Raw genomic sequence first — 23,917 nt, forward strand, 5'->3', positions numbered from 1 at the left:
TTTGGGCGCTCTCGTCTGCGTGACCGCGATCTTCTTTGCGGCGGGCGAGGCTGACGCGGCGCCCGAACGCGTCCGCTTCAACATCGCGGCCAAGCCCTATCCGGAGTCCCTGATCGACCTCGCCTTGCAGGCAGACATCTCCCTGCTGGGCGCCTCGGCGTGCGGCGGCGGCCTCGCGGGCGGCATCAAGGGCGCCTATACCGTCGAGGAGGCGCTGAGCCAGTTGCTGGCCCGCGCGCCCTGCGCCTGGCGTGTCGTAGGCTCTCGATCGGTGCAGATTCGCCCAGCCGACCCCTCCGTCGCGGCGCAAACGACGAGCCCTCCGGTCGCGGTGTCGGAGGTCCTCGTCACCGCGACCAAGCGCGTGCAGAGCACCGAACGGCTCGCCGTCGCCGTCAGTGTCATCTCCGCAGAGCAACTTGCGGCGACCGGCGCCGCGGACCCCGGCGAGACCTCGGGTCAGCTCGCGGGCGTGTTGACGACCAACCTCGGGCCTAGCCGAGACAAGTTGATCTTGCGGGGACTCTCAGACGGCGCGTTTACGGGCCGCTCGCGCTCCACGGTCGGCACCTATCTCGACAACACGCCGATCAACTACAATGCCCCCGACCCAGACCTGCGCCTTGTCGATGTCGAGCGGATTGAGGTGGTCCGCGGGCCGCAGGGCGCCCTTTACGGGGGAGGGTCTCTGAGCGGAATTTACCGCATCGTCACCCGAAAACCCGACCTGTTGCATGCGTCAGCGCAGGTTTCTGGCTCCAGATCCTGGACACAGGACGGCGCGCCGAGCGGGGACGTCGAAGGCTATGCCAATCTTCCTTTGTTCGACGGCGCGGCCGGGTTGAGGATCTCCGCCTACCAAGAGAGTCAGGGAGGGTATCTCGACGATATCAACCTCCGCCGCGACAACGTCGATCGGACGCGACGCTACGGCGGCCGCGTCTCAATGAGCTTCCAGCCCAATGATATCTGGACAGTCGATCTCTCCGGAACGGTGCAGCATCTGAAGTCTGAGGACACCCACTATACGAACCGGGCCTCGGGCCTGCAGCGCGCCAGCCGGGTCGCCGAGCCGCACGGCAGCAGTATCGCACTCGTCGCCGCGACCGTCAGGGGGACCTGGGGATGGGGCGAGCTCGTCTCCTCCACGGGGTTCGTGCGGCACACGTATTCCAGCCTCTATGACGCATCGGCCGTCGTGGACCTGTTCACGGCCAATGGCTCGGAGCGAGCGGTCTATTCCGACACCACGCGGACGGAGATGCTGGTGCAAGATCTTGTCCTGACCTCGCGCGGCGCCGGTCCTTTCCAATGGCTGGCGGGCCTCTATGGGTCTGACACGTCCGAGACCTCTCCCGCCACCCTGATGGCCCGTGGGCCTGTCGGTCCGCTCGCCGCAGTCTATCGCGACGAGAGGCGAGACCGCATTTTCGAACTGGCGGCCTATGGCGAAGCCGCCCTTAGGGTCTCCCCAGGATGGACCGTCGCTCTGGGTGGCCGCGCTTTCAAGATAAGTGGGAAGACCACGTCGGATGTGGTGTCGGAACGCTTCGCGCCGCGGTCATTCGTGCGGCGCGCCGACTTCGCCGGTGTTTCACCCAAGGTTTCCCTCCAGTGGGAAACGGCGTCTGGAAATCTTGTCTACGCCGTGATTTCGGAGGGGTATCGGGCCGGCGGAATCAATTCGGGTGGCGCCAGACCCCTTGCGACAGCCCGCGAAACCTTCGCGCCCGATCGCCTGCGCAACTATGAGCTCGGCGCCAAACTACACGCCTTCGACGGGCGCCTCGTGGCCCATTCGGCGCTGTTCTACGATGTATGGAAGAACATTCAGACCGACCAGTTCCGGCCATCGGGAATTCCATATACCGCCAATGTTGGCGACGCCCGTGTCGCGGGGCTGGAGACCGAACTCGCCTACAGCTGGGACATGGGCTTGACGCTGCAGGCCAACGCGCTGGTCTCACAAACCCGAATTATCCGCGCCAACCCGGACTATGCGCCGGAACTGACGCGGGGCCTGCCGGGAGCGCCGGGCCTTTCTGGGGGCGTTCTGGCGACCTACCAGCGCCGTGTGTTCGGCGACTTGGCCCTGCGGGTGGTGGGGGAGGCCAACTATGTGGGGCGTTCACGGGTGACCTTCGATCCGGCCTTGTCCCCGGAGATGGGCGGCTACGTCCGCGCCAAATTGTCGGTGGGACTAAGCGGCCGAAGACGTGCGGCGGAGGTGTTCATCACCAACCCCGCCAACGCCTTAAGCGACACCTTCGCCTACGGAAATCCCTTCAGCTTCAGCCAGGTTCGGCAGGTCACCCCACAACGCCCCCGAACCATGGGCGTGACCTTTTCGACCGCCTTCTAAAAAGAATTCCGACGGCACGTAGGGGTCGCCAAGTTTAGCGCCGTCTTGAAAGGGACACCGGGACCCACTGGAGGGGCCTTGGAGTCAGACCACGGCCCAACGGTTCTGGGCCGCGGCAGAGTGTCGCCCACCGCGGACCCGGTTCGTACAGGCGCGACGCCAGGATGAGCGCGGCCCCGCTGAGGAGAGCGGCTGGGGCCGCGCTCTCCTCCGCAAACAGTTTGGCGCCGGGGCCGCAAGCTCCAGGCCAGAATGACGCATCTGACCGTGCGAGCCGGCCGGCCATAGATTCTTAACCTGTATGGATGCTAACTTCTCAAATCGTAGCTTGGCCGACTAGCCCCCGGTTTTGCTCCGTCAGTGCGACGGCCATGGTCGTCACACGTTGAAGCTTTGTCGGTTCTCCAGTCACCGACATCAGCTGCATAGCCCCGGCCTGGTGACGTCTACACAGGTCGGGGCGGCAACCTCGCGGGCGTCGTGGATCGGGTCGTTCGTCATTCTGCCCGCGCCCAGTAAACGCGTCGGCTAGATTTCCGTGCATGAACTATGATGGACGTATTGTTTACAGTGCCGCGCAATAAGCGCCAGAACTGGGATTTCTAGTTTAGAAAATCTACATATGTGAAAAAGACTGAGATTTATGTCGTCGTCTTATCGCAGCATCATCTATTCATACCGTGAGTTGATCAGGTAACTGAGCGCTTTCGAAGCGGACCAATGCTCAAAGGCGTTACGGCGATGATTTTGCGGACAGGGCGGATCGCATGGAAGAGTTGGCAATATTCCCGAGTCTGAAGGGCAAGGTGGCCTTCGTCACTGGTGGAGCAAGCGGACTTGGCGGCGCAATTGTGGAGGCCTTCCACAGGCAAGGTGCTAAGCCAGCATTCATTGATATTGACGAAGCGGCGGGTGCGGCCCTCGCTGGGCGACTAGGTGGTTGCTGGTTTCGTAAGTGCGATGTTACGGATCCTGTAGATCTTCAAAGGGCGATCGTAGACGCCGCTCAAGAGCTTGGCGCATTAGACATCATCGTAAACAATGTAGCGAACGACGTAAGACACGCCGCGAGTGAAACCTCGCCAGAAGCATGGCGTCAAATATTAGCAGTGAACCTCGATCCTGCATTTTTTACTTCGATAGCGGCTCTTCCTTTTATGAAGGTAGCCGGTGGTGGCTCGATCATCAACATCACGTCGATCAACGCGATTCTCGGTCCTGCAAATCTTGCCGGCTATGTGGCGGCCAAGGGCGCTATCAATGCAATGACGAAGTCGCTGGCCCGCGAATGGGGTCAGTTCAAGGTTCGCGTCAATGCCATTGCGCCAGGTTGGATCGTTACAGATCGCCAACTTAAGCTTTGGCTTACGCCGGAAGCGGAATCGGAGTGGATGACGCAAGTTTCATTGCAACGGCGTATTTATCCGCAAGATGTTACACCGTTAGTATTATTTTTAGCGGCCTCGGACAGCTCAGTGATTACTGGCCAGGTGATGGTGATTGATGGTGGGAGGACGTAAGGTCTCAGCAGAGGTCGGTCGTTAATTGCTCGCTGTTATCTTGAGTTGGAAAGCGAATGGACGTAGTTCAGTGTCTTGTCGAATGCGCAAACACCCTAGGCGAGGGCCCGTGTTGGGATGAAGCTGCGGGTCGACTGTATTGGTTTGATATTCGAGCGCGGCGCCTTCATTGGCTCGAACCATCCACCAACCTGACCGGCGAAGCGCTTCTGCCACTCAGGGCAAGCGCGGGTGCGGTTTGCTCAGACGGAACTCTACTTTTGGCTACTGAGGCTGGCCTAGCGACCTTCAGTCCATCGACGCTTGAGTTTGAGCTTATCTATCTTGTGGCCGTTCCGGCCGGTTTTCGCTCTAACGACGGTAAACTGGATCGCCAGGGACGCTTCTGGTGGAGCATGATGGACGACAATGAGGGCGAGAGACCAGGCTCTGTCTACCGTACAAATCCCGATGGTAGCACCGCGATGGTATTGGACGGAATACACATTCCCAACACCCTAGCTTGCAGTGCTGATGGACAAGTTCTTTTCATAGCAGATTCGAAGCTGCAGACGATCTTCACGCATGATGTCGATGCCCTCGGGCGCCTATCTAGGCAACGAGTCTTCGCGCATACCCGGGGTGAGGTCGGAACGCCAGATGGGGCCGCCATCGATGCTGAAGGTTATCTTTGGAGCGCGCAGTGGGGGGCGTCGCGGCTCGTTCGCTACGACAACCATGGCATGATCGAGCGGGTGGTTCGGATGCCCGTATCGCAACCCACTTCGTGTGCATTCGGAGGGAAGGATTTGGCCACGTTGTTTGTGACCAGCGCCCGCGACGGGCTTTCGGAATCGGAGTTGACCCTTGAGCCTTTGGCAGGCGGTCTCTTCGCGCTAAAACCGGGCGTAACTGGAATGCCCACGCCCATCCGCCGCGCCAGCCACAAGTAGACAACCTGGAGGCCCAGACCGGCGCTTGGCTATTGATCGCCGCGAACATCCAGATTCCGACCGACACCCAGGAATTCTCCATCAACATGGCGAACTTGAGCCACTGGGCCCTACCCATGCGCCGCCAGGTCGACGTGCCTGGCTGGCTGCGACTTCAACATGCGTTAGGTGGCTTCCATGGTCGCCGACGTCCACCGGGCGATGAGTCGGGGCGGTGTCTTCAGGTGCCCATGGGCTCGCTCCGTTAGTGCGACGGCCATGGTCGTCACACGTTGAAGCTTTGTCGGTTCTCCAGTCACCGACATCAGCTGCATAGCCCCGGCCTGGTGACGTCTACACAGGTCGGGGCGGCAGCTTGGGGCAGACGTTTCAACCATCCCCTCATGTCCGCTTGTCGCACAACGCGCATGCCAGCTCCGTCAGGCTCGCCCGCACCGACTTGCATGATGTTTTTGACTCACGTTGCAAAAATGCTGCCCCAACCCATGCTGAGAGGGACTAGAAGCGCGCCAACTCTTCGGTTTGTCCGGATGATATTGGGGTTTTCGAATGCGCCACCGCTCGCTGCTCTACGCCGCCGTTTCCGCCGCCGCTCTCTGGGCGGGCGCCGCCACCGCTCAAACCGCAGCGGGTTCGGGCTCTGGTGAAGTCAATGTCGAGGAGTTGGTGGTCACCGGCACCCGCGTCGTCGGCCGTTCCCGGCTCGATACCCTTGTCCCCGTCGATGTCATCGGCGCCGAGGCCATCAGCCGCCAGGGCGCCTCCACCGAACTGGCCCAGGCGCTGGCCAACCTGACCCCCGCTCTGGATTTCCCGCGTCCGGCGATCACTGACGGCACCGACCACGTTCGCCCCGCCACCCTGCGCGGCCTGGCCCCTGATCAGACCTTGGTCCTTGTGAATGGCATGCGCGGCCATGTCTCGGCCCTCGTGGCGGTGAACGGCTCCATCGGCCGCGGCTCCACCGCCTTCGACCTCAACACCATCCCCACCGTAACCGTCGACCGTGTGGAGGTCCTGCGCGACGGCGCCTCGGCCCAGTATGGCGCCGACGCCATCGCCGGGGTGATGAATATCCGCCTGCGCGAAGCGGCGTCCGGTGGCGGCGCCACCCTGAACTACGGGATCTTTGACACCTCCGTGCGCACCTCGCGCGGCAAGCGCGACGCCCACGACGGCCTGACCGAGTCGGTCGCCGCGTGGCAGGGCTTTGGTCTCGGCGATGGCGGCTTCCTGACGGTGTCGGGCGAGTACGTAAACCGCCACCCTACCAACCGATCCAACTATGTCGACGCTGTCGCGCTGCCGCTCTACAATTCGACCCGCATCATCGGCCGCTACGGCGACCCGAAGGTTGAGAGCTATTCGGTCTTCGCCAATGCCGGCCTGCCGCTGAACGACACCTGGTCGGTCTATGGCTTCGCCGGCTACCAGCACCGCGACACCAACGCCGCGGCCACCGCGCGCGCCTATAACAACGCCAACAACGTGCCATCGGTCTATCCGGGCGGGTTCCTCCCGCAGATCGAAACCGAGATCAAGGATCTGACGGTCCAGGGCGGCGTCAAGGGCGAAGCGGCGGGCTGGAAGGTCGATCTCTCGGCCAACTACGGGAAGAACGAGCTGAACTACACGGTGGTGAACTCGATCAACGCGTCTTATGGCGCGGCCTCGCAGCGCACCTTCAGGGCCGGCTCGCTCGAGTATACCCAATGGATTGTCGACCTGAACCTGTCGCGCACCTTCGACGTGGGTCTCGTTGAGCCGCTCAATGTGGCCGGAGGCCTGGAGTACCGCGACGAGGGCTTCAAGATCGGCGCCGGCGAACCTGCCTCCTACACGGTTGGTCCCGACCCGACCAAGGCCGGCGTCTCTCAAGGCTTCCCGGGTTTCCGCCCCGCCAATGTGGTGGATGTCTCGCGACATAACTACGCCGTCTACGCCGACGTCGAAGGCAAGCTGACCGATAAGCTCGGCTTCGACATCGCCGCTCGCTATGAGGATTATTCCGACTTCGGCGGCAAGGGCACGGGCAAGATCGCCCTGCGTTATGACTTCAACGACGCTTTCGCCCTGCGCGGCGCGGTCTCCACCGGCTTCAAGGCCCCGGCCCTTCAGCAGCAGTACTTCACCTACACCTCCACCAACAACGTCCTGGTGGGCTCGACCTTCCAGCTCATCGAGGTCGGCACCTTCCCGGTGTCGAGCGCCGTGGCCCGTGCGCTCGGCGCCAAGCCGCTGGAGCCGGAAACCTCGGTCAATTACTCGCTGGGCGCTGTCTACCGCGCCGGCGCCTTTGAGCTGACCGTCGACGCCTACCAGATCGAGCTTGAGAACCGCATCGTGCTTTCGGAGAACCTGCCGAATACCAACACCCCTGCGGCGACCACCGCGGCGATCAACGCTCTCCTGGCCCCGTTCGGCGTGAGCGCGGCGCGCTTCTTCATTAACGGCGTCGACACCACCACCAAGGGCGTCGACGTGGTGGCCCGCTATCACTTCGATCTGGGCGACAGCCGCCTGGACCTGACCGGCGCGGCCAACTTCAACGACACCGAAGTCACCAAAACGCCGGCCCTGCCCACCTTGTCGGCCCTGCCGCAGCCGGCCTTCCTCTTCGATCGCGGCAATCGCCTGACCTATGAAGAAGGCACCCCCGAGCGCAAGCTGGTGTTCGGGGCTGATTGGACCCGCAACAATGTGGCCATCAGCACCAAGGTCACGGACTATGACAGCGTTCTGGTTCCGAACAACAATGCGGCCTTCGACTACAGTACCGGTCGCGCCGTCCTCGTGGACCTGGAAGGTCGCTACACCTTCCCCATGGGTGTGACCGTGGCGCTGGGCGCCAATAACATCCTTGACGAATATCCCCGCTTCACCCCCAGCGCCAACAGCGGCGCGACGGGCTCCATCGGCTTCCCGGGCTTCTCGCCCTTCGGCTTCAACGGCCGCTTCGTCTATGGCCGTCTGAGCTACAAGTGGTAGGTCACGACATAGGTTGAACGACCTGGACGGCGCGGCGTGTCAAACGCCGCGCCGTTCTTCGTATGGATGGGGAAGTAGAAATAGACACCGGTGTCATTGGTGTCACAGATTCATGTCTGCGACCTAGGACCCGTACCAGTCAGCGCCTTGTAACGCCGATATTGTCATATTTATAAACCTAAAGCGGACCGGCATTTCCGACTTACCCTGCGTAACATTGGGCTTAACAACAGATTTCGGCGCCGCCTTTGCTTTGCGGCTCTCGCCATTTAGAATTTGGTTCATTAGGGATCGGACCCATATTGGGGCGCTGCAGCGCCTGGGGCCGGCTGGGGAGTTTTGCTTTGACCGCCACCACGACTATTCCGGGGCTTTTCCCCGCACCGACCAAACACGCCAAACTCATCGCCTGGGTGCAGCAGACCGCCGCCATGACCCAGCCAGACCGGGTGCATTGGTGTGACGGCTCGGACGCGGAATGGAACGCCCTGACCGCGGAGCTGGTTGCCGGCGGCACGCTGAAGCCGCTGAACCCCGTCAAGCGGCCCAACTCCTTCTTCGCCGCCTCCGATCCCCGCGACGTCGCCCGGGTCGAGAGCCGCACCTTCATCTGCTCGGAGAAGGAAGAGGACGCCGGCCCGACCAACAACTGGCTCGACCCGACCGAGATGCGCGCCGACCTGCAGGACCTGTTCAAGGGCTGCATGAAGGGCCGCACCATGTATGTGGTGCCGTTCAGCATGGGCCCGCTGGGCTCCAAGATCAGCCAGCTGGGCGTCGAGATCACCGACAGCGCCTATGTGGCCATCTCGATGCGCGTCATGACCCGCATGGGCGCCGGCGCCTTGAAGGAGATCGGTGACGACGGCTTCTTCGTCCCGGCCCTGCACTCGGTGGGCATGCCCTTGGCAGACGGTCAGGCCGACGTCGCCTGGCCCTGCAACGAGATCAAGTACATCGTCCACTTCCCCGAGAGCCGGGAAATTTGGTCCTACGGTTCGGGCTATGGCGGCAACGCGCTGCTGGGCAAGAAGTGCTTCGCCCTTCGCATCGCCTCGGTCATGGCCCGCGACGAGGGCTGGTTCGCCGAGCACATGCTGATCCTCAAGCTGACCTCGCCGGAGGGCGTCGTCCGCTACATCGCCGCGGCGTTCCCCAGCGCCTGCGGCAAGACCAACATGGCCATGCTGCAGCCGACCCTGCCGGGCTGGAAGGCCGAGACCATCGGCGACGACATCTGCTGGATGCGCTTCGGCGACGACGGCCGCCTCTACGCCATCAATCCGGAAGCCGGTTTCTTCGGCGTGGCCCCCGGCACCGGGATCGAGACCAACAAGAACGCCGTGGACTCGCTGCATTCCAACAGCGTCTTCACCAATGTGGCGCTCACCGCCGACGGCGACGTCTGGTGGGAAGGCCTCACCGACACCCCGCCCGAAGGCCTCACCGACTGGAAGGGCCGCCCCTGGTCGCCCGAGAGCGGCGAGCCGGCCGCCCACCCCAACGCCCGCTTCACGGTGCCCGCGGCCCAGTGCCCGGTCATCGCCCCGGAATGGGAAGACCCCAAGGGCGTGCCGATCTCAGCCATCCTGTTCGGCGGCCGCCGCGCCAGCGCTGTGCCGCTGGTGACCGAGGCCTTCGACTGGGCCCACGGCGTTTTCTTGGCCTCCAACGTCGCCTCTGAAGGCACGGCGGCGGCGGAGAACAAGATCGGCGAGTTGCGCCGCGATCCCTTCGCCATGCTGCCCTTCTGCGGCTACAACATGGGTGACTACTTCGATCACTGGCTTAAGATGGGCGCCAAGGCTGACGCCTCGAAGCTGCCGCGCATCTATTTCGTCAACTGGTTCCGCAAGGACGAGAAGGGCAAGTTCGTCTGGCCGGGCTACGGCGAGAACAGCCGCGTGCTCAAATGGATCTTCGGCCGCCTGGAAGGCGAGGCCGCGGCCACCGACACCGCCATCGGCCGCGTGCCGAGCCAGGAGAGCCTGGACCTTTCCGGTCTCAGCCTGACCCAGGCGCAGCTTGATTTGCTGCTCACCGTCGACGCGGCGGTCTGGCAGGAAGAAGCGGCCCTGATCCCGCCGGCCTATGAGAAGTTCGGCGACCATATGCCGAAGGCCCTGTGGGCCCAGTACGAGGCCCTGGTCAGCCGTCTGGCCCAGGCCGCCCGCCCGGCCATGATGGTCGCGGAATAGGACCTGGAGCGGGATGCGAAACGTGGGCGCCGGTTTTTCGCGTCAATCCCGCTCCAAACACAAAGAATCGATCATGTCTTATGACTTTGGATCGGTTCGATCCAAAGTGATCGTGATCTAGGGCGGGGCGCGCCATGACCTTGCCGCCCCGCCGACCGCGGCTGGCCATCTTTGGCGCAGGCCCCGCCGGTTCGGCCTTCGCCCGTCAGTTCGCCCTGCTGCCCTTCGAGGTGGAGGCCTACGACACTCGGCCCCACAACGCCGACCACGCCACCATCCTCTCTGAGGACGAACTGGTGGAGGTGGCCGGCTGCCTGGAGGACGGCGACTACGCCCTGATCGCCGGGGCCACGCATGAGCAGGACGGTCGGATCGCCACCGCCATCCTGACCGCGGGTCGGTTCCGGTATTGTGGCATGATCGGATCGCGGAAGAAGCGCGATGAGATCCTGGAGATGCTGGCGGAGGGGGGCGTGGCGTCCGAGACCGTCGCGCGCCTGCAATGCCCCATCGGTATCCCGCAACTGCACGGCCGCGCGCCGGAGGTGATCGCCGTCTCGGTGGCCGCCCAGGTCCTGCAGGTGCTGCAGGAGGATGAAGCCTAGGGCGTGGTCGGCCGGCTGAGCCCTAGCGCCGCCAACACCTGCTCCACCTGAACCTCGGTCGGCAAGGCGATGTCGATGGCGACCGCGCCCTCCTCGGGGGCAGGGTGTTCCAAAGTTGCGAGCTGGCCGTCCAGTCCCCCTGGCCCCGCGAAGTGGCCCGTCCGCTCGGCGAGCCGTCGATGAAGCGTGGGCCGGTCGCCGGTCAGCCAGATGAACCGCAGACCTGGCCGACCGGCCCGCAACCCGTCCCGATAGGTGCGCTTGAGGGCCGAGCAGGCCAGCAGGCACGGCGTGTTCTCCGCGCAGCGGTCGTCGATCCACTGGCGCACGGCCGCCAGCCAGGGCGCGCGGTCGGCGTCGGTCAGGGCCTCGCCGCGCCGTATCTTATCCAGGTTCGCCGCTGGATGCAGGTCATCGCCGTCCCGCGTAGCCCAGCCGAGGCGCGCGGCGAGGGCCTCCGTCAGGGTGGATTTGCCCGACCCGGACACGCCCATCACGACAACGATGGGTGCAGGGACTTGCGGGACTGTCGAGGCGGCTGACATGCTGAATTTCTGACATACGGCAAGCCACAACACGAGGCGCAGATGTCTTCCGAACAGGCTCTGCACCGGGGAACCGTCGGTCGCGGCTTCCAGATCGCGTCGGGAGCCTCGGTAGGGGCGCCCGGCAACCCGTTTCCGCGAGGCGCCCTGAGGTTACAGGCGCCGCTCTTCAAGGCCGCGGGCCTTGATCTGGAGGCCGAGATTGCTGGCTTGGTCTGGGGGACGGTAAGTGTCGAGCTGGCCTATGAGCTCAGCCGGGGCGCGGCCGATATCACCTTGGAGGGCATCGACTGGACCGCCGAGCTGACCGGAGAGGGGCGCATCGGCCCGGAGACCTTCTCTTTCTTCCGCTGCCACCTGACCTATGCCGACCGCAGCTATCGCGGGCTGATCTACCTGCCGCATCCGGAGACCAAGCCCGCCACCAACGCCCACCGCAAGAATGTGCTGGAGGTCCTCACCTCCCAGGTCGAGGGCCTTACCTTTGGGCAGCCGGTGTCGGTCCTGTGCCGTGCAGACGCCTTCACGGCTTCCCTCGAACCGCGCTGGACCCGATAAGCGCCTCATGCGGCTGATCGATCAGGATGAGGTGCGGGAGCGGCTGACCTACGAGGTCGCCATTCCCATCGTGCGCGCGGCGATGATCGCGCTTTCCAGCGGGCAGACGCGGCAGCACCTGCGCTCCATCATCCCGCTGGCCGAGGGCCGGATGTTCGGGATCATGCCCGGCGCCCTTGGGGAGCGGGCGGCCTTCGGAGCCAAGCTGATCAGCGTATTTCCGGAAAACTTCGCCCAGGGCAAACAGTCCCACCAGGGGGTGGTGATCCTGTTCGATCCCGAGACCGGCGCGCCGACCTGCGTGGCCCATGCCGGCGAGGTCACCGCGATCCGCACCGCGGCGGCCAGCGCGGTGGCCACCGACGCGCTGGCAAGGCCAAAGGCGACGCGGTTGGCCATCCTCGGCTACGGCGAACAGGCTGAGACCCACCTGCGAGCCGTGCGCCACGTCCGGCCCCTCGATCACGTCACCGTCTGGGGGCGCTCGCTGGAGCGAGCTTGGGCCTTCGCCGCGCGGATGGCGCAGGAGACCGGCCTGCCCGTGGTGGCCGCATCCGACGTCGAAAGCGCCGTGGCGCAGGCCGACATCATCTGTACGGTCAGCGGGTCTCAGGAGCCGATCCTCAAGGGCGCCTGGGTGCGTCCCGGAACCCACCTAAACCTCGTCGGCTCCAGCCGGGCCGGGCCTGTCGAGGTGGATGACGACCTGGTGGCCGCCAGCCGCTTCATCGCCGACAGCCGCGAGGGCGTCCTGGCCCAGGGGGCGGAGTTCCTGCGGGCCAAGGCCGCGGGCCGGATCGGCGACGACCACGTGGTGGGCGAGATCGGTCAGGTGCTCTCGGGCGCGCTGGCGGGCCGTCAGTCTGCTGACCAGGTCACCGCCTACAAGTCGCTGGGCCACATCGTCCAGGACTTGGCCAGCGTTCAGGCGCTGTATTCAGGCGCTCGCTGACCTGGCCGGGAGGAAGTTTGGCATCCGCAGCAGGCCCGCGCTGACCAGGGCCACCAGCAGGCCCACCGGGAAGACTTCCGCCGAGGTCATGAGCCAGCGGTAGAGCGGCCTTTCGTAGGAGGTCTGCATCGCGGCCATTTCAGCGGCCGCCTTGGCGTATTCCGCGCCTGTGACGCCGGCGGCGCGCTTGGCGGCCAGGGTTTCGGCCACCATGTCTGGCATGAACCGGTAGCCGGTCGCCGCCAGATAGGCTTCCCATCCCGCGACATAGGCGACCGACGCCACCACTGCGATGCCCAGCCCCATTAGGAAGGCGCTCTGAAACCGGATCACGCCGCCCAGCCTCTGGTCACGATACTGCTTCACCGCGACCAGGATCGAGGACAGGGCGACAAGCATGATCAGATAGCCCAGCCAGACACTGCCGTGGCCGGTGCTGGAGGTCAGGATGGTGGCCAGGATGCCAATGATGGCTGCGAAGCCTGAGATCAGGCCGTAGGTGATGATTGTACGTGTCATGTGGTTGCTCCCGCGTCTGGCCCCCAAAATGCGGTCCGGCGAAGCTTACGGCCATCACCCGAAAGGGTGAAATCATCCCGGTCGCCTGTTTCGCCTAGGGTAGCAGGTGCAGGTCGCGCGCCTTGCGCACAGCCTGGGTGCGCCGGCTGACCTCCAGCTTGGAAAACAGGTTGGCGGCGTGGGTCTTCACGGTGTCGGGCGAGACGCCGAGCGTTCGGGCGATCTCCTTGTTGGACTGCCCGGCCGCCAGCTGCTTCAGCACCTTCACCTCCTGGCGGGTGAGGCCGAGCGAGGCGACGGCGGCGGTGTTGGGTTCAAAGGCGGTCTTGCGGGCATTGAGCTTCCAGCCGACCCAGACCCCACCGGCCGCGAAGGCCGCGCCCACCAGAGCGACATAGATCTGCAGCGGAAGGGCGTGAGTCAGCGCCCGGTACTGTAGCCACTGCAGCGCAAAGGCGCCGCCGGCGAGGACTAGGGCCCACAGGAGGATCAAGCGGATCATGTCGCGATGGTGCGTGATCCCAGGCGAAGTTCAATATCCACGCCACAATCAGGGCTGAGACTGGTCGTTCCAAACTCATCGACTAAGATGGAGCCGAGACTTGAGAGAGGCCCCGCCATGACCACCAGCCTTCGCCGTCCGCCCACCCTGCTGACCATCGGTCAGCTCTGCCGCGAGTTCGAGGTCACGCCGCGCACCCTGCGCTACTACGAGGAGCAGGGCCTGCTGTCGCCCGAGCGCCGGGACCAGCAGCGGCTCTATTCCCGCCGCGACCGCGCCCGGCTGCAGCTGATCCTGCGCGGCCGGCGGGTCGGCCTGTCGCTGGCCCAGATCCGCGAGGTTTTGGACCTGCACAATCCGGCCGACCAGGACGCGGCCCAGAACGCGCTCGCCCTGCGCGCCTTCCAGCAGCGGATCACCGCTCTGGAGCAGCAGCGCGAGGAGGTGGTGGGCGCCATCGAAACCCTCGAAGCCGCCTGCGCCCGCCTGGAAGCGCATCTGCAGCACTGACACCACACCGACCGCAACACCCTCGTCCGCGTGGCTCAGCCGACCCCAACCCCCTGGCCCGCGAGGCCGCCGGCGCCTGAGGGGGCTGTCACAACCGCGATCCATGCTAGTCAGGGCCCGCGCGGCGAGGACGCCGCGATGGCGTCGAGACGAGAATGCTTGAGAGTCCCTTCACCCGGTCCCCGGTGAAAATCGGCGTGATCGGATTGGGTTATGTCGGCCTGCCCCTGGCCGTGGCCCTGGCCGGACACTATGCGGTCGTAGGTTTCGACATCGGCGCTGAGCGGATCGCCGAGCTGAAGGCCGGCCACGACCGCACCCTGGAGGTCGACGCCGAGGAACTGACCGCCGCCGCCAACCTGTCCTTCTCCCTGGACGAGGCGGATCTCGCGGCCTGCAATGTCTTCATCGTCACCGTCCCCACCCCCATTGACCGCCACAAGCGCCCCGATCTTTCGGCCCTGCTGGCCGCCAGCCGCACGGTGGGCCGCGCCATCTCCAAGGGCGGTGTGGTGATCTACGAATCCACCGTCTATCCGGGCGCCACCGAAGAGGACTGCGTGCCGGTGGTGGAGCAGGTCTCGGGCCTGACATTCAACTCAGACTTCTTCGCCGGCTACAGCCCCGAGCGCGCCAATCCCGGCGACCGGGCCCACCGACTGTCCTCGATCATCAAGGTGACCTCGGGCTCGACGCCGGAGGTGGCGGCCTTCGTCGACGCCCTCTACGGCGCGGTGGTGACGGCGGGCACCCACTTGGCCAGCTCGATCCGCGTGGCCGAGGCCGCCAAGGTGATCGAGAACACCCAGCGCGACCTGAACATCGCCCTGATCAACGAGTTCTCGCTGATCTTCAACCGGCTGGGGGTCGACACCCAGGAGGTGCTGGCCGCGGCTGGAACCAAGTGGAACTTCCTGAAGTTCCAGCCGGGCCTGGTGGGCGGCCACTGTATCGGGGTCGATCCCTACTACCTGACCCACAAAGCGCAAGACGCCGGCTACGACCCGCAGGTGATCCTGGCCGGGCGGCGGATCAATGACGGCATGGGCGCCTATATCGCCCAGAGCCTGATCAAGACCATGATCCAGCGCGACACCAAGGTGCGCGGGGCGCGGGTTCTGGTGATGGGCCTGACCTTCAAGGAAAACTGCCCCGACCTGCGCAACACGCGGGTGATCGATATCGTCCGCGAACTGGCCGACTACAATGTGGCCGTCGACGTCTACGATCCCTGGGTCGACGCCGACGAGACCCAGGCTGAGTACGGCGTCCGTCCGGTCGCCGAGGTGGCCCAAGGCGCCTACGACGCCATCGTGGTGGCCGTCGCCCATTCCGCCTTCCTGGAGATGGGGCTGCCGGCCATCCGCGCGCTCGGGAAGCCCGGCGCGGTGCTCTATGACGTCAAGTCTGTCTTCCCCAAGGGAGGGGCCGACCTACGACTCTAGCCGAGAACCCGGGCGACCACAGGGGCCAGACGCTGGGCGATGATGGCGGCGCCCTTGGCGTTGGGGTGGATGCCGTCGCGCTGGGTCAGGCCTGCGGCGCCGGCCAGGAGGTTGGGATAGAGGGCGATCCCGTGGGCCTTGGCCACCGCCGGGAAGACGGCGTTGAAGTCCCGCGCATAGCCGCCGCCGATGGCGGGCGGGGCGGCGAGGCCAGCCAGCAGCACATGGATTTTCCGCGCCTTCAACCGCCGCACGATCGCGTCGAGGTTCGCACGCGTGGTGGCGGGCTTGAGGCCTTGCAGCAGATCGTTTCCGCCCAGGGCCACGATGCACAGGGTGGTGTCCTTCTGGACGCTGAAGTCCACCCGCGCCAGCCCACCGGCTGTGGTGTCGCCGGAGACTCCGGCGGGGCGGATGGTTGCGCTTTTTCCCAGCTTGGCGAGCTCGGCCTGTAGCCTCGCGGGGAAGGCGGCCGAAACCGGCAGGCCGAAGCCGGCGGTGATGGAGTCGCCCAGGATGGTCACCACCGGCCTGCCCGCGGCCAGGGCGGGGAGGGGGGCGGCCAGGGCGGCGACGATCAGCAGGCGGCGGGTCAACATGGAGCAGGTGTATCGGTCATGAGTCTGTCCTATTTAAGGGCTCAGCATCACAGCTCAATGGAAGCGGGACCTTACTTGGCGCAGACGACGCAGGCCGGTGCGCCGGTGGAACTGGACGGGGTGTCGCTGAGCCTGCCGTCGGCGGCGGGGCCGGTGCAGATTCTACGCGACCTGAATTTCCGGGTGGAGTCGGGCGAACGGGTGGCGGTGACCGGGCCCTCGGGCTCGGGCAAGTCGTCGCTGATCTCGGTGGCCGCGGGGCTGGAGCTGCCCACCGCCGGAGCCGTGCGCCTGTTTGGCCAGGACCTGTCCAAGCTGGACGAGGACGGCCGCGCGCGTCTGCGGCGGGGCAGGGTGTCCCTGGTCTTCCAGTCCTTCCACCTGCTGCCCAACATGACGGCGGTGGAGAACATCGCCGCCCCCCTGGAGATCGCCGGGCGCCGTGACGCCGCCGAGGTGGCGCGCGCCTGGCTGGACCGGGTGGGGCTGGCGGCGCGGGGACGGCACTATCCGCACCAGCTGTCCGGCGGCGAGCAGCAACGCATCGCGCTGGCCCGGGCTCTGGCGCCCCGGCCCGCCCTGCTGTTCGCCGACGAGCCCACCGGCAATCTCGACGCCGCCAACGCCGCCCTGGTGGCTGACCTGATGTTCGACCTGGTGGTGGAGACCGGCGCGGCCCTGGTGCTGGTGACCCACGACGCGGTCCTGGCCAAGCGCGCCGACCGCCAAGTGGTGTTGGGCGACGGGCGGACGGTCGCCGCCGCATGAGTCCCCTGGCCTGGAGGTTCGCCGTTCGGGAATTGCGGGGCGGGGTGCGCGGCTTCCGCATCTTCCTGGCCTGCCTGGCCCTGGGCGTGGCGGCCATCGCCGCGGCCGGCTCGACGGCGGAGGCGTTCCGGCAGGGGCTGGCGGGGCAGGCGCGCGAGATCCTCGGCGGTGACCTTGCCGCGACCCTGGAGCAACGCCGCTTCACTCCGATGGAGCGGGCCGCGATCTCGAAAATGGGCCAGGTCTCTTGGGCGGTCAGCGCCCGGGCCATGGCCGAGGCCCCGTCCGGTGAGCGCCGGCTGGTGGAGCTGCGCGGCGTCAGCGGCGACTATCCCCTGGCGGGCAAGGTGGAATTGCAGGGGGCGAAGTCCCTGGCCGACGCCCTGCGGTCCGTGGGCGGCGTGCCCGGCGCGGTGGTGGAACAGGCCCTGCTGGATCGGCTGGGCCTGAAGCTGGGCGACCGGATACTTGTGGGCAATACCCCAATGATCGCCCGCGCCGTCCTGGTGCAGGAGCCGGACCGGCTGTCGCGGGGCTTCGCCCTGGGTCCTCGTGTGCTCACGCGGCTGCAGGTGGTGGAGGAGGGGGGCTTCCTTGCGCCAGGTCTGCCGTTCGGCGAGACCGCGCGGATCGCTCTGCCGGCGGGCGCGGACACCGCGCCGGCCGCGAAACAACTCACCAAGGCGCTCAAGGGCGCCGAGGCTCGGGTCCGCCAGCGGGACGAGGCGGCGCCGGGGTTGCGCAGGCTGATCGAACAACTCGAATACTTCCTGGGCTTCATCGGCCTGGCCTCCCTGGTGGCCGGCGGGCTCGGCGTGCACGGGGCGGTCTCGGCCTTCCTGGAGCAGCGCAAGCCGGTGATCGCGGTGCTGAAGGCGCTGGGCGCCGAAGGGCCCCTGGTGCGCAATCTCTACCTGATCCAGATCGGCGCCCTGGCGCTGCTGGGGGTGGCCATCGGCCTGGCGATCGGCGCGGCGGCCCCCCTGGTGTTGGGCGCTCTGGTGGCCAAGGACCTGCCGATCCCGGCGCTGTTCGGGATCTATCCCCTGCCGCTGTTGAAGGCCGGCGCCTTCGGGCTGCTGTCGGCGGCGGCCTTCGCGCTCGGCCCCCTGGCGCGGGCGCGGCTGACCTCGCCGGCCACCCTGTTCCGCCATGACCTGCCGACCCGGTTTGCCTGGGGGATCGAGATCGTCGGGGCGGGCCTGGCGGCCTGCGCGCTCGCCGCCCTGGCGGTGGCGACCGCGCCGACGCCGCTGGCCGCCGCGATCATGATCGCCGGCGTGGTGGTGGCCTTCGCCATCCTGTGGGCGCTCGGCCTCGGCGGCGCCTGGCTGGCGGGACGAGCCCGGATCGGGGCGAGGGGATCTCTTCGGATCGCGCTGGCCAGTCTGGCGGGGCCGCGCTCGGCCGCCCGCACCGCCGCGCCCGCCATCGGCCTCGGCGTCGCCCTGCTGGCCGCCGTCGTATTGATCCAGTCGAGCCTGCTGCGCCAGGTGGCCGAGGTTGCGCCCCGCACGGCGCCGGCCCTGGTGTTCACCGAGATTCCCGGCGACCGGGTTACGGCCTTCGACGCCGCCCTCACCAAGGCGTTCGGTGTCCCACTCACCGTCGACAACTACCTGCGCGCGCCCTTCGCCACCGGCCGCATCAGCCAGATCAACGGTAAGGCCGTAGTGGCGAGCCAGATCGCGCGGTCCGAACGCTGGGCCTATGACAACGACATCTCGCTCTCGGCTATCGGCGCCGAGCCACCCGCCGCCGGGATCGTCGAGGGCCACTGGTGGCCCTCGAACTATGCGGGCCCGCCGCTGCTGGCCATGGAGGCCGAGGTCGCCAAGGCCGGTGGCCTGAAACTGGGGGACAGCGTCACCCTCTCGGTCCTGGGTCGCGACATCGAGGCGAAGGTCGCGGTGCTGCGCAAGGTGGACTTCGGCGGCTTCGGCGCGAGCTTCCCCCTGGTGCTGGACCCCGCGGCCCTGGAGGGCGCCAACCTGCGCCACGTGGCGATCGCCAAGGCCAGCAAGGCGCAGGAGGCCGCGGCGACCCGGGCCCTGGGCGTGGACTTCGCCGAGGTCAACGTCATCTCGGTGCGCGAGCAGCTGGAGGCGGCCACCGAGCTGTTCGGTCGGTTGGCCCTGGCGATCCGGGGCGCGGCGGGTGTGGCCGCTCTGGCCGGGCTGCTGGTCCTGGCCGGAGCCATCGCCGCCGGCGCCCAGTCGCGCATGCGGGAGGCCGCGATCCTTAAGGTGCTGGGCGCCTCGCGGGGGCAGATCCTAAGTGTCTACGTCCTGGAATACGGCGCCGTCGGCGTGGTGGCCGGAGCGGCCGGCGTGGCCCTCGGCTGCGCCGCGGCGTGGCCGGTGGTGACAAAGGTGTTCCAGGCCCACTGGAGCGTGGACTGGACCGGGATCGCGGCCCTGGTGGGCGGCGCGGCCCTCCTGGCGGCGCTCGGCGGTCTGGCGGCGTCGCTTCAGGCCCTGTCCCGCCGGCCCGCCCCGGCGCTCCGCAGCGAATAGGCGCCGCGCAGTACACTGAAACAGTCGTGCACTGAACGTCTCAATGATGGGGTGTGACGTCATCTCCGTCGACGTTACGGCGGTTTCTGCTTAGCATAGTGGTCATGACTATTTGAGATCGCTATTCTTTATCTCAAAAGAAACCACAGGTTGCGCTAAGCCACGCCCATGGAAACGATAGAGTCCGCACAGCACGCCCTGACCCTCTTGAAGGTCTATGACCTGTATCTGGATCTCTGGAAGCGCGAGAACGGTCCTGACAACCGCGGCCTGGCGCGGCAGATCGCCGTGGTCGCCCTCGTGACCCGCCGGCAGCTGGGGCTCAGCGCCCACGACGCGCTGCCGCTGTCGGTCCTGGCCTTCCGCAAGAGCGTGGACGTGACGCCCGGCGCGTTCCGGAAATCCCATTCCCACGCCCGCGCCCTGTTGGACCACGGCACGGTGGGAGGCCTTCCGATCTGGCAACTGGTGTCCCAGATCGACGTCAATCATGAGCAGCTTCTGCCCAAGGTCGACGCCCTGGTGCAGAAGATGAACCTGCCCGCCGCCCTGGCGGCGCGGGCCGCCCTGCTGGGGGGAACCCGCGGCGGTCGTCCGGTGACCAACGGGCGCGCCCACGTTCTCGAAGGCGTCATGGGCCTGCTGGCGAAGGTCGCCCGAGGTGACGCCGGCGCCAGCGTGGAACTAGACGCCATCTCCGAACTGATCAGCCAACGCACGGCCTGACGGGCTCCCAGCCGGTCAAGACTATCTCGGATTGTTATCAACACCACCAGGAATGGTCACTGATGGTCTTCATATTGTGACGTCACAACCCGATAACGCGCGTCCTGTCTTTGGAGCCCCGCGCCGAAAAATTGGGTCAGATGCGACGAGGCGAGGGTAAAATTCGCTCCGGGATAGCCTCAAGACAGGCCGGGGCGTGGCGATAATGTGACAGAACGGGGTCAAACACATGTGCGATATGTTTCGAAGATTGACCCCGTAACATCCGAGACGCCTTAGTCTCGGCAGTGGGATTTTTCGAAATCCGATTCTGGGGAGCGTGCCTCGAAGGTCGCTTGGACCTGTCGAGCCGCTGGAGGACTTAATCTTGAAAGCTGACTCAATGCGGTCGCGCCTGTTGGCGTCGACCATGATCTGCGGTGCGGCCTTCGCCACCGCCGGCGCGGCCTACGCGCAAAGCAACGAAGTGACCGAAGTCGTCGTCACCGGTTCGCGGATCGTCCGTCAGGACTACGTGGCCAACAGCCCGATCTCGACCGTGACCGGCGATCAGACGGTGGCGAATGCGGACATCACGCTCGACACCTATCTGAACACTCTGCCGCAGGTGAACCCGTCCGGAACCACCACCTCCAACAACCCCGGCAACGGCGGCCAGTCCAACATCAACCTTCGCGGCCTCGGCTCGAACCGCAACGTCGTGCTGATCGACGGCCGTCGTCCGATGGTGTCGGCCAACGACCTGACGGTCGACCTGAACACCATTCCGCAGGCCCTGATCGAGAGCATCGAAGTCATCACCGGCGGCGCCGGTGCGACCTACGGCGCCGACGCCATCTCGGGCGCGGTCAACGTCAAGCTGAAGCGCAACTTCGAAGGCGTCGACATCCGCGCCAACTACTCGAACTCCACCGAGTTCTGGGACGCTGAAGAGTACCAACTGTCGGCTGCCATCGGCGGCAACTTCGCCGACGGCAAGGGCAACGCGGTGTTCGGCTTCGACCGTTCGTACCGTGAAGCGATGATCAAGTCGCAGCGTTCGTTCTCGCAGAACGCCACCTCCACCACCTCCTTCCTGCCGGAAGGCGCCCTGTTCTGGGGTAACGCCAACGCCCCGACCAAGGCTGCCCTGGACGGCATCTTCGCCACCTATGGCGTCGCTTCGACGAAGACCTCGCTGACCTCGGGGACCATCGGTTTCAACCAGAACGGCTCGCTGTTCTACAAGGGGATCTTCAACAACCCCCTCGATGTGCAGCACTTCACCTATCCGATCGACGGCAAGGTGAACCAAAGCCTGTACCCCGACCTGTACAGCTACAACTTCGACTTCGTGAACATCCTGACCCTGCCGCTCGACCGGTACTCCTTCATGACGAAGGTGAACTACGAGCTGGACAACGGGATCGAGTTCTTCGCCTCCGGCGGCTGGACCGAATACACCGCCGCCACCGCCTTGGCTCCGACCCCGTTCCCCACCGTCAACACCCGCAACCCGAGCACCGCCCGGACGCAGGACGTGATCTCCAACCTGGTGACCCCGGGCCAACAGATCGCCCAGCAGCTGGTCGTGCCGACTACGAACCCCTTCATCCCGGCCGATCTGCGCACCCTGCTCAATAGCCGCACCGGCGATGACCCGGCGCTGGTCGGAGCCGGGGCCACCGAGCCCTTCCGGATGCGCCAGCGCACCCTGGACATCGGTCTGCGTCAGTCGAGTTACGACAACACGGTCGTCCAGTTCCTGGCTGGCATGAAGGGCCCGATCGGCGACACCGGCTTCAACTTCGAAGTCTCTGTCTCCGAAGGCCGCACCACGATCACCCAGACCCAAGCCGGCAATGTGCAGACCCAGAAGCTGCAGACCCTGATCGAAGCGGCCGACGGTGGCGCCAGCATCTGCGCCGGCGGCTTCAACATCTTCGGACGCCAGCCGATCTCGGCCGCCTGCCAGCAGTACCTGGCCGTCGCCACCTCGCTGTCGACCAAGATGACCCAGCAGATCGCCCAGGGCTTTGTGACCGGCAAGATCGCCGAGCTCCCGGCCGGCGACATGCAGATCGTGCTCGGCGCTGAATATCGTGGCTTCGAGTACAACTTCGATCCGGGCGCCGCCTCGGGCCCGATCTCGGGCTTCAGCAACCAGAACCCCGACAAGGGCACCAACTCCTTCAAGGACCTGTTCGGCGAACTCGCCATTCCGGTCATCAAGGACCAGCCCCTGATCAAGAGCCTGGAAATCGACCTGGGCGTTCGCTACTCCAAGAACGAGTTCGCCGACAAGATCGCCGGCAACAGCGTCCAGCTGGATGGCGTCTACGCCTACAAGGCCGAGGTCAACTGGGAGGTCAACGACCTGCTGCGGGCCCGCGCCTCTTACCAGCGCTCCGTCCGGGCTCCGAACTTCTCGGAACTGTTCTCCGGTGGCGGCAACTCGCCGCAGTACTTCGACCCCTGCTCGGTCACGACCCAGGCGCGGACCGGGGCCAGTGCGGCTCAGATCACCGCGCTCTGCCGCACGGCCGGCTTCAACGGCGGTGTGTCGTCCACCGCGATCGGCACCTTCGTGCAGACCCCCGGTTCGCAGATCGGTGTGGACGTTCTGGGCAACAAGGCCCTGAAGCCGGAAGAGGGCACCACCCTCACCGCCGGCTTGGTCTGGAAGTCGCCGTGGGAAAACCAGTGGCTGTCGCGCCTGCAAGGCTCGGTGGACTACTATAATATCAAGATCGACAAGGCGATCCTGACCCCGACCCCCAACCAGATCGTGGCCGCCTGCTATAACTACTATGGCACCAACCCGACCTTCAGCCCGACCAACGTCAACTGCGACGGCATCCTGCGGACCGGCGGCGACATCCTGTTCGTCTACGATCCGAACAACGGCTACGCCGAGTTCACCGCCTCCAACGGCGGCCACCAGAAGACCAGCGGCATCGACATCCAGTTCGACTACGGCTTCGACCTGGAATGGCTGGGCGCCCCGTCGTCCTGGGGTTCGGTCCGCATGGGCGCGGTCCTGACCCACGTGATCGAGTTCAAGCAACAGGATCCCTTCACCGGATCCAAGGAACTCGATTTCGCCGGCACCGTCTCGTACTTCGGCTCCGGCCTCGGCACGAGCTTCCCGGACTGGAAGGCCACCATCAACACCAACTGGACTGTTGGTGACCTGAAGGTTGACGCCCGGGCCCGCTACATCAGCTCGATGGAAAACCGTCTGAACATCGAGTTCCCGGGCGAGACCCAGTTCACGGGTCCTGGTTCGGTCTGGTACTTCGACCTGTCGGGCACCTACGCCCTGACCGACAATGTCGAGTTCCGCCTCGGCGTGAACAACGTCTTCAACAAGGAAGCCGAAACCTACAAGCCCAACGTCCAGTCGGGCACCGACCCCTCCACCTACGACGTCGTGGGTCGCCGGGTGTTCGGCGGCGTGAAGCTGCGCTTCTAAGCCTGATCTAGACCAACGAAATGGGGGCGGCGGACTTTAAGTCCGCCGCCCTTTTTCGTGCGCGACACTCCAGGAACGTCATCCTCCGGCTTGTCCCGAGGATCCATGATCTCCGACTTCCCACAGGGCGAGCGAACGGCGCCGCGGCGCTCAACGTCCGCCGGGGCGTCTATGGCTCCTCGGGACAAGCCCGAGGATGACGTTCAATGGGGCGCAGG

General features: G+C 65.7%; 18 protein-coding genes. 14 read left to right on the plus strand and 4 right to left on the minus strand.

Going from position 1 to position 23,917, the window contains the following annotated elements; translation table 11 throughout:
• Positions 1 to 19: 19 nt before the first annotated feature.
• The 6 genes from JKL49_RS07585 (at position 20) to JKL49_RS07610 (ending at position 10,605) form a co-directional block, all read left to right on the plus strand.
• A complete protein-coding gene (locus JKL49_RS07585) occupies positions 20 to 2,362 on the plus strand; it encodes a TonB-dependent receptor (protein WP_215339539.1) in 2,343 nt (780 codons plus the stop codon).
• A 767-nt stretch (positions 2,363 to 3,129) separates the two neighbouring features.
• Positions 3,130 to 3,882 (plus strand): SDR family NAD(P)-dependent oxidoreductase, encoded by a 753-nt coding sequence (locus JKL49_RS07590; protein ID WP_215339540.1) that lies wholly within the window; start codon positions 3,130 to 3,132, stop codon positions 3,880 to 3,882.
• 56 nt (positions 3,883 to 3,938) lie between these two features.
• Positions 3,939 to 4,814: an SMP-30/gluconolactonase/LRE family protein gene (locus tag JKL49_RS07595; protein ID WP_215339541.1), complete on the plus strand. Its 876-nt coding sequence runs from the start codon at positions 3,939 to 3,941 to the stop codon at positions 4,812 to 4,814.
• Between the two features lie 549 nt (positions 4,815 to 5,363).
• Positions 5,364 to 7,802, plus strand: coding sequence for a TonB-dependent receptor plug domain-containing protein (locus tag JKL49_RS07600; RefSeq protein WP_215339542.1), 2,439 nt, complete (start codon positions 5,364 to 5,366; stop codon positions 7,800 to 7,802).
• 344 nt (positions 7,803 to 8,146) lie between these two features.
• Positions 8,147 to 10,000, plus strand: a complete 1,854-nt coding sequence (locus JKL49_RS07605) for a phosphoenolpyruvate carboxykinase (GTP) (RefSeq protein ID WP_215339543.1) — start codon at positions 8,147 to 8,149, stop codon at positions 9,998 to 10,000.
• A gap of 134 nt (positions 10,001 to 10,134) precedes the next feature.
• Entirely contained in the window at positions 10,135 to 10,605 is a 471-nt protein-coding gene (locus JKL49_RS07610) for an XdhC family protein (protein WP_215339544.1), read from the plus strand.
• Here the strand turns inward: JKL49_RS07610 and JKL49_RS07615 are convergent.
• Positions 10,602 to 11,150, minus strand: a complete 549-nt coding sequence (locus tag JKL49_RS07615; protein ID WP_215339546.1) for a gluconokinase — start codon at positions 11,148 to 11,150, stop codon at positions 10,602 to 10,604. The genes JKL49_RS07610 and JKL49_RS07615 overlap by 4 nt on opposite strands.
• Positions 11,151 to 11,192: 42 nt before the next feature.
• On the opposite strand from JKL49_RS07615, the gene JKL49_RS07620 reads away from it, so the two are divergent.
• Both JKL49_RS07620 and JKL49_RS07625 read left to right on the plus strand, forming a co-directional pair.
• Positions 11,193 to 11,708 (plus strand): hypothetical protein, encoded by a 516-nt coding sequence (locus tag JKL49_RS07620; protein WP_215339548.1) that lies wholly within the window; start codon positions 11,193 to 11,195, stop codon positions 11,706 to 11,708.
• Between the two features lie 7 nt (positions 11,709 to 11,715).
• Positions 11,716 to 12,660, plus strand: coding sequence for an ornithine cyclodeaminase family protein (locus tag JKL49_RS07625; protein WP_215339550.1), 945 nt, complete (start codon positions 11,716 to 11,718; stop codon positions 12,658 to 12,660).
• Here the strand turns inward: JKL49_RS07625 and JKL49_RS07630 are convergent.
• Both JKL49_RS07630 and JKL49_RS07635 read right to left on the minus strand, forming a co-directional pair.
• Positions 12,646 to 13,179, minus strand: coding sequence for a DUF4199 domain-containing protein (locus JKL49_RS07630; RefSeq protein ID WP_215339552.1), 534 nt, complete (start codon positions 13,177 to 13,179; stop codon positions 12,646 to 12,648). The two genes, JKL49_RS07625 and JKL49_RS07630, sit on opposite strands and share 15 nt — an antisense overlap.
• Positions 13,180 to 13,273: 94 nt before the next feature.
• A complete protein-coding gene (locus JKL49_RS07635) occupies positions 13,274 to 13,681 on the minus strand; it encodes a response regulator transcription factor (protein ID WP_215339554.1) in 408 nt (135 codons plus the stop codon).
• Between the two features lie 117 nt (positions 13,682 to 13,798).
• On the opposite strand from JKL49_RS07635, the gene JKL49_RS07640 reads away from it, so the two are divergent.
• Entirely contained in the window at positions 13,799 to 14,191 is a 393-nt protein-coding gene (locus tag JKL49_RS07640) for a MerR family transcriptional regulator (RefSeq protein ID WP_215339556.1), read from the plus strand.
• 155 nt (positions 14,192 to 14,346) lie between these two features.
• Positions 14,347 to 15,636, plus strand: coding sequence for a nucleotide sugar dehydrogenase (locus tag JKL49_RS07645; protein WP_215339558.1), 1,290 nt, complete (start codon positions 14,347 to 14,349; stop codon positions 15,634 to 15,636).
• Here JKL49_RS07645 and JKL49_RS07650 read toward each other — a convergent pair.
• Positions 15,633 to 16,235 carry an arylesterase gene (locus tag JKL49_RS07650; RefSeq protein WP_215339560.1) on the minus strand — a complete coding sequence of 201 codons (603 nt, stop codon included), beginning with the start codon at positions 16,233 to 16,235 and terminating at the stop codon, positions 15,633 to 15,635. The two genes, JKL49_RS07645 and JKL49_RS07650, sit on opposite strands and share 4 nt — an antisense overlap.
• 57 nt (positions 16,236 to 16,292) lie before the next feature.
• Between JKL49_RS07650 and JKL49_RS07655 the strand changes: the two genes are divergently transcribed.
• The 4 genes from JKL49_RS07655 to JKL49_RS07670 all read left to right on the plus strand — a co-directional run bounded on the left by JKL49_RS07655 (position 16,293) and on the right by JKL49_RS07670 (position 23,699).
• Entirely contained in the window at positions 16,293 to 17,003 is a 711-nt protein-coding gene (locus JKL49_RS07655) for an ABC transporter ATP-binding protein (RefSeq protein ID WP_215339562.1), read from the plus strand.
• Positions 17,000 to 19,519, plus strand: a complete 2,520-nt coding sequence (locus tag JKL49_RS07660) for an ABC transporter permease (RefSeq protein ID WP_215339564.1) — start codon at positions 17,000 to 17,002, stop codon at positions 19,517 to 19,519. The genes JKL49_RS07655 and JKL49_RS07660 overlap by 4 nt, the downstream gene beginning before the upstream one ends.
• 168 nt (positions 19,520 to 19,687) lie before the next feature.
• Complete coding sequence (locus JKL49_RS07665) at positions 19,688 to 20,245, plus strand: hypothetical protein (protein WP_215339566.1); 558 nt, start codon at positions 19,688 to 19,690, stop codon at positions 20,243 to 20,245.
• Positions 20,246 to 20,612: 367 nt separating this feature from the next.
• Complete coding sequence (locus tag JKL49_RS07670) at positions 20,613 to 23,699, plus strand: TonB-dependent receptor domain-containing protein (protein WP_215339568.1); 3,087 nt, start codon at positions 20,613 to 20,615, stop codon at positions 23,697 to 23,699.
• Positions 23,700 to 23,917 lie beyond the last annotated feature (218 nt).

Source organism: Phenylobacterium glaciei, assembly GCF_016772415.1.
Taxonomy (GTDB): domain Bacteria; phylum Pseudomonadota; class Alphaproteobacteria; order Caulobacterales; family Caulobacteraceae; genus Phenylobacterium; species Phenylobacterium glaciei.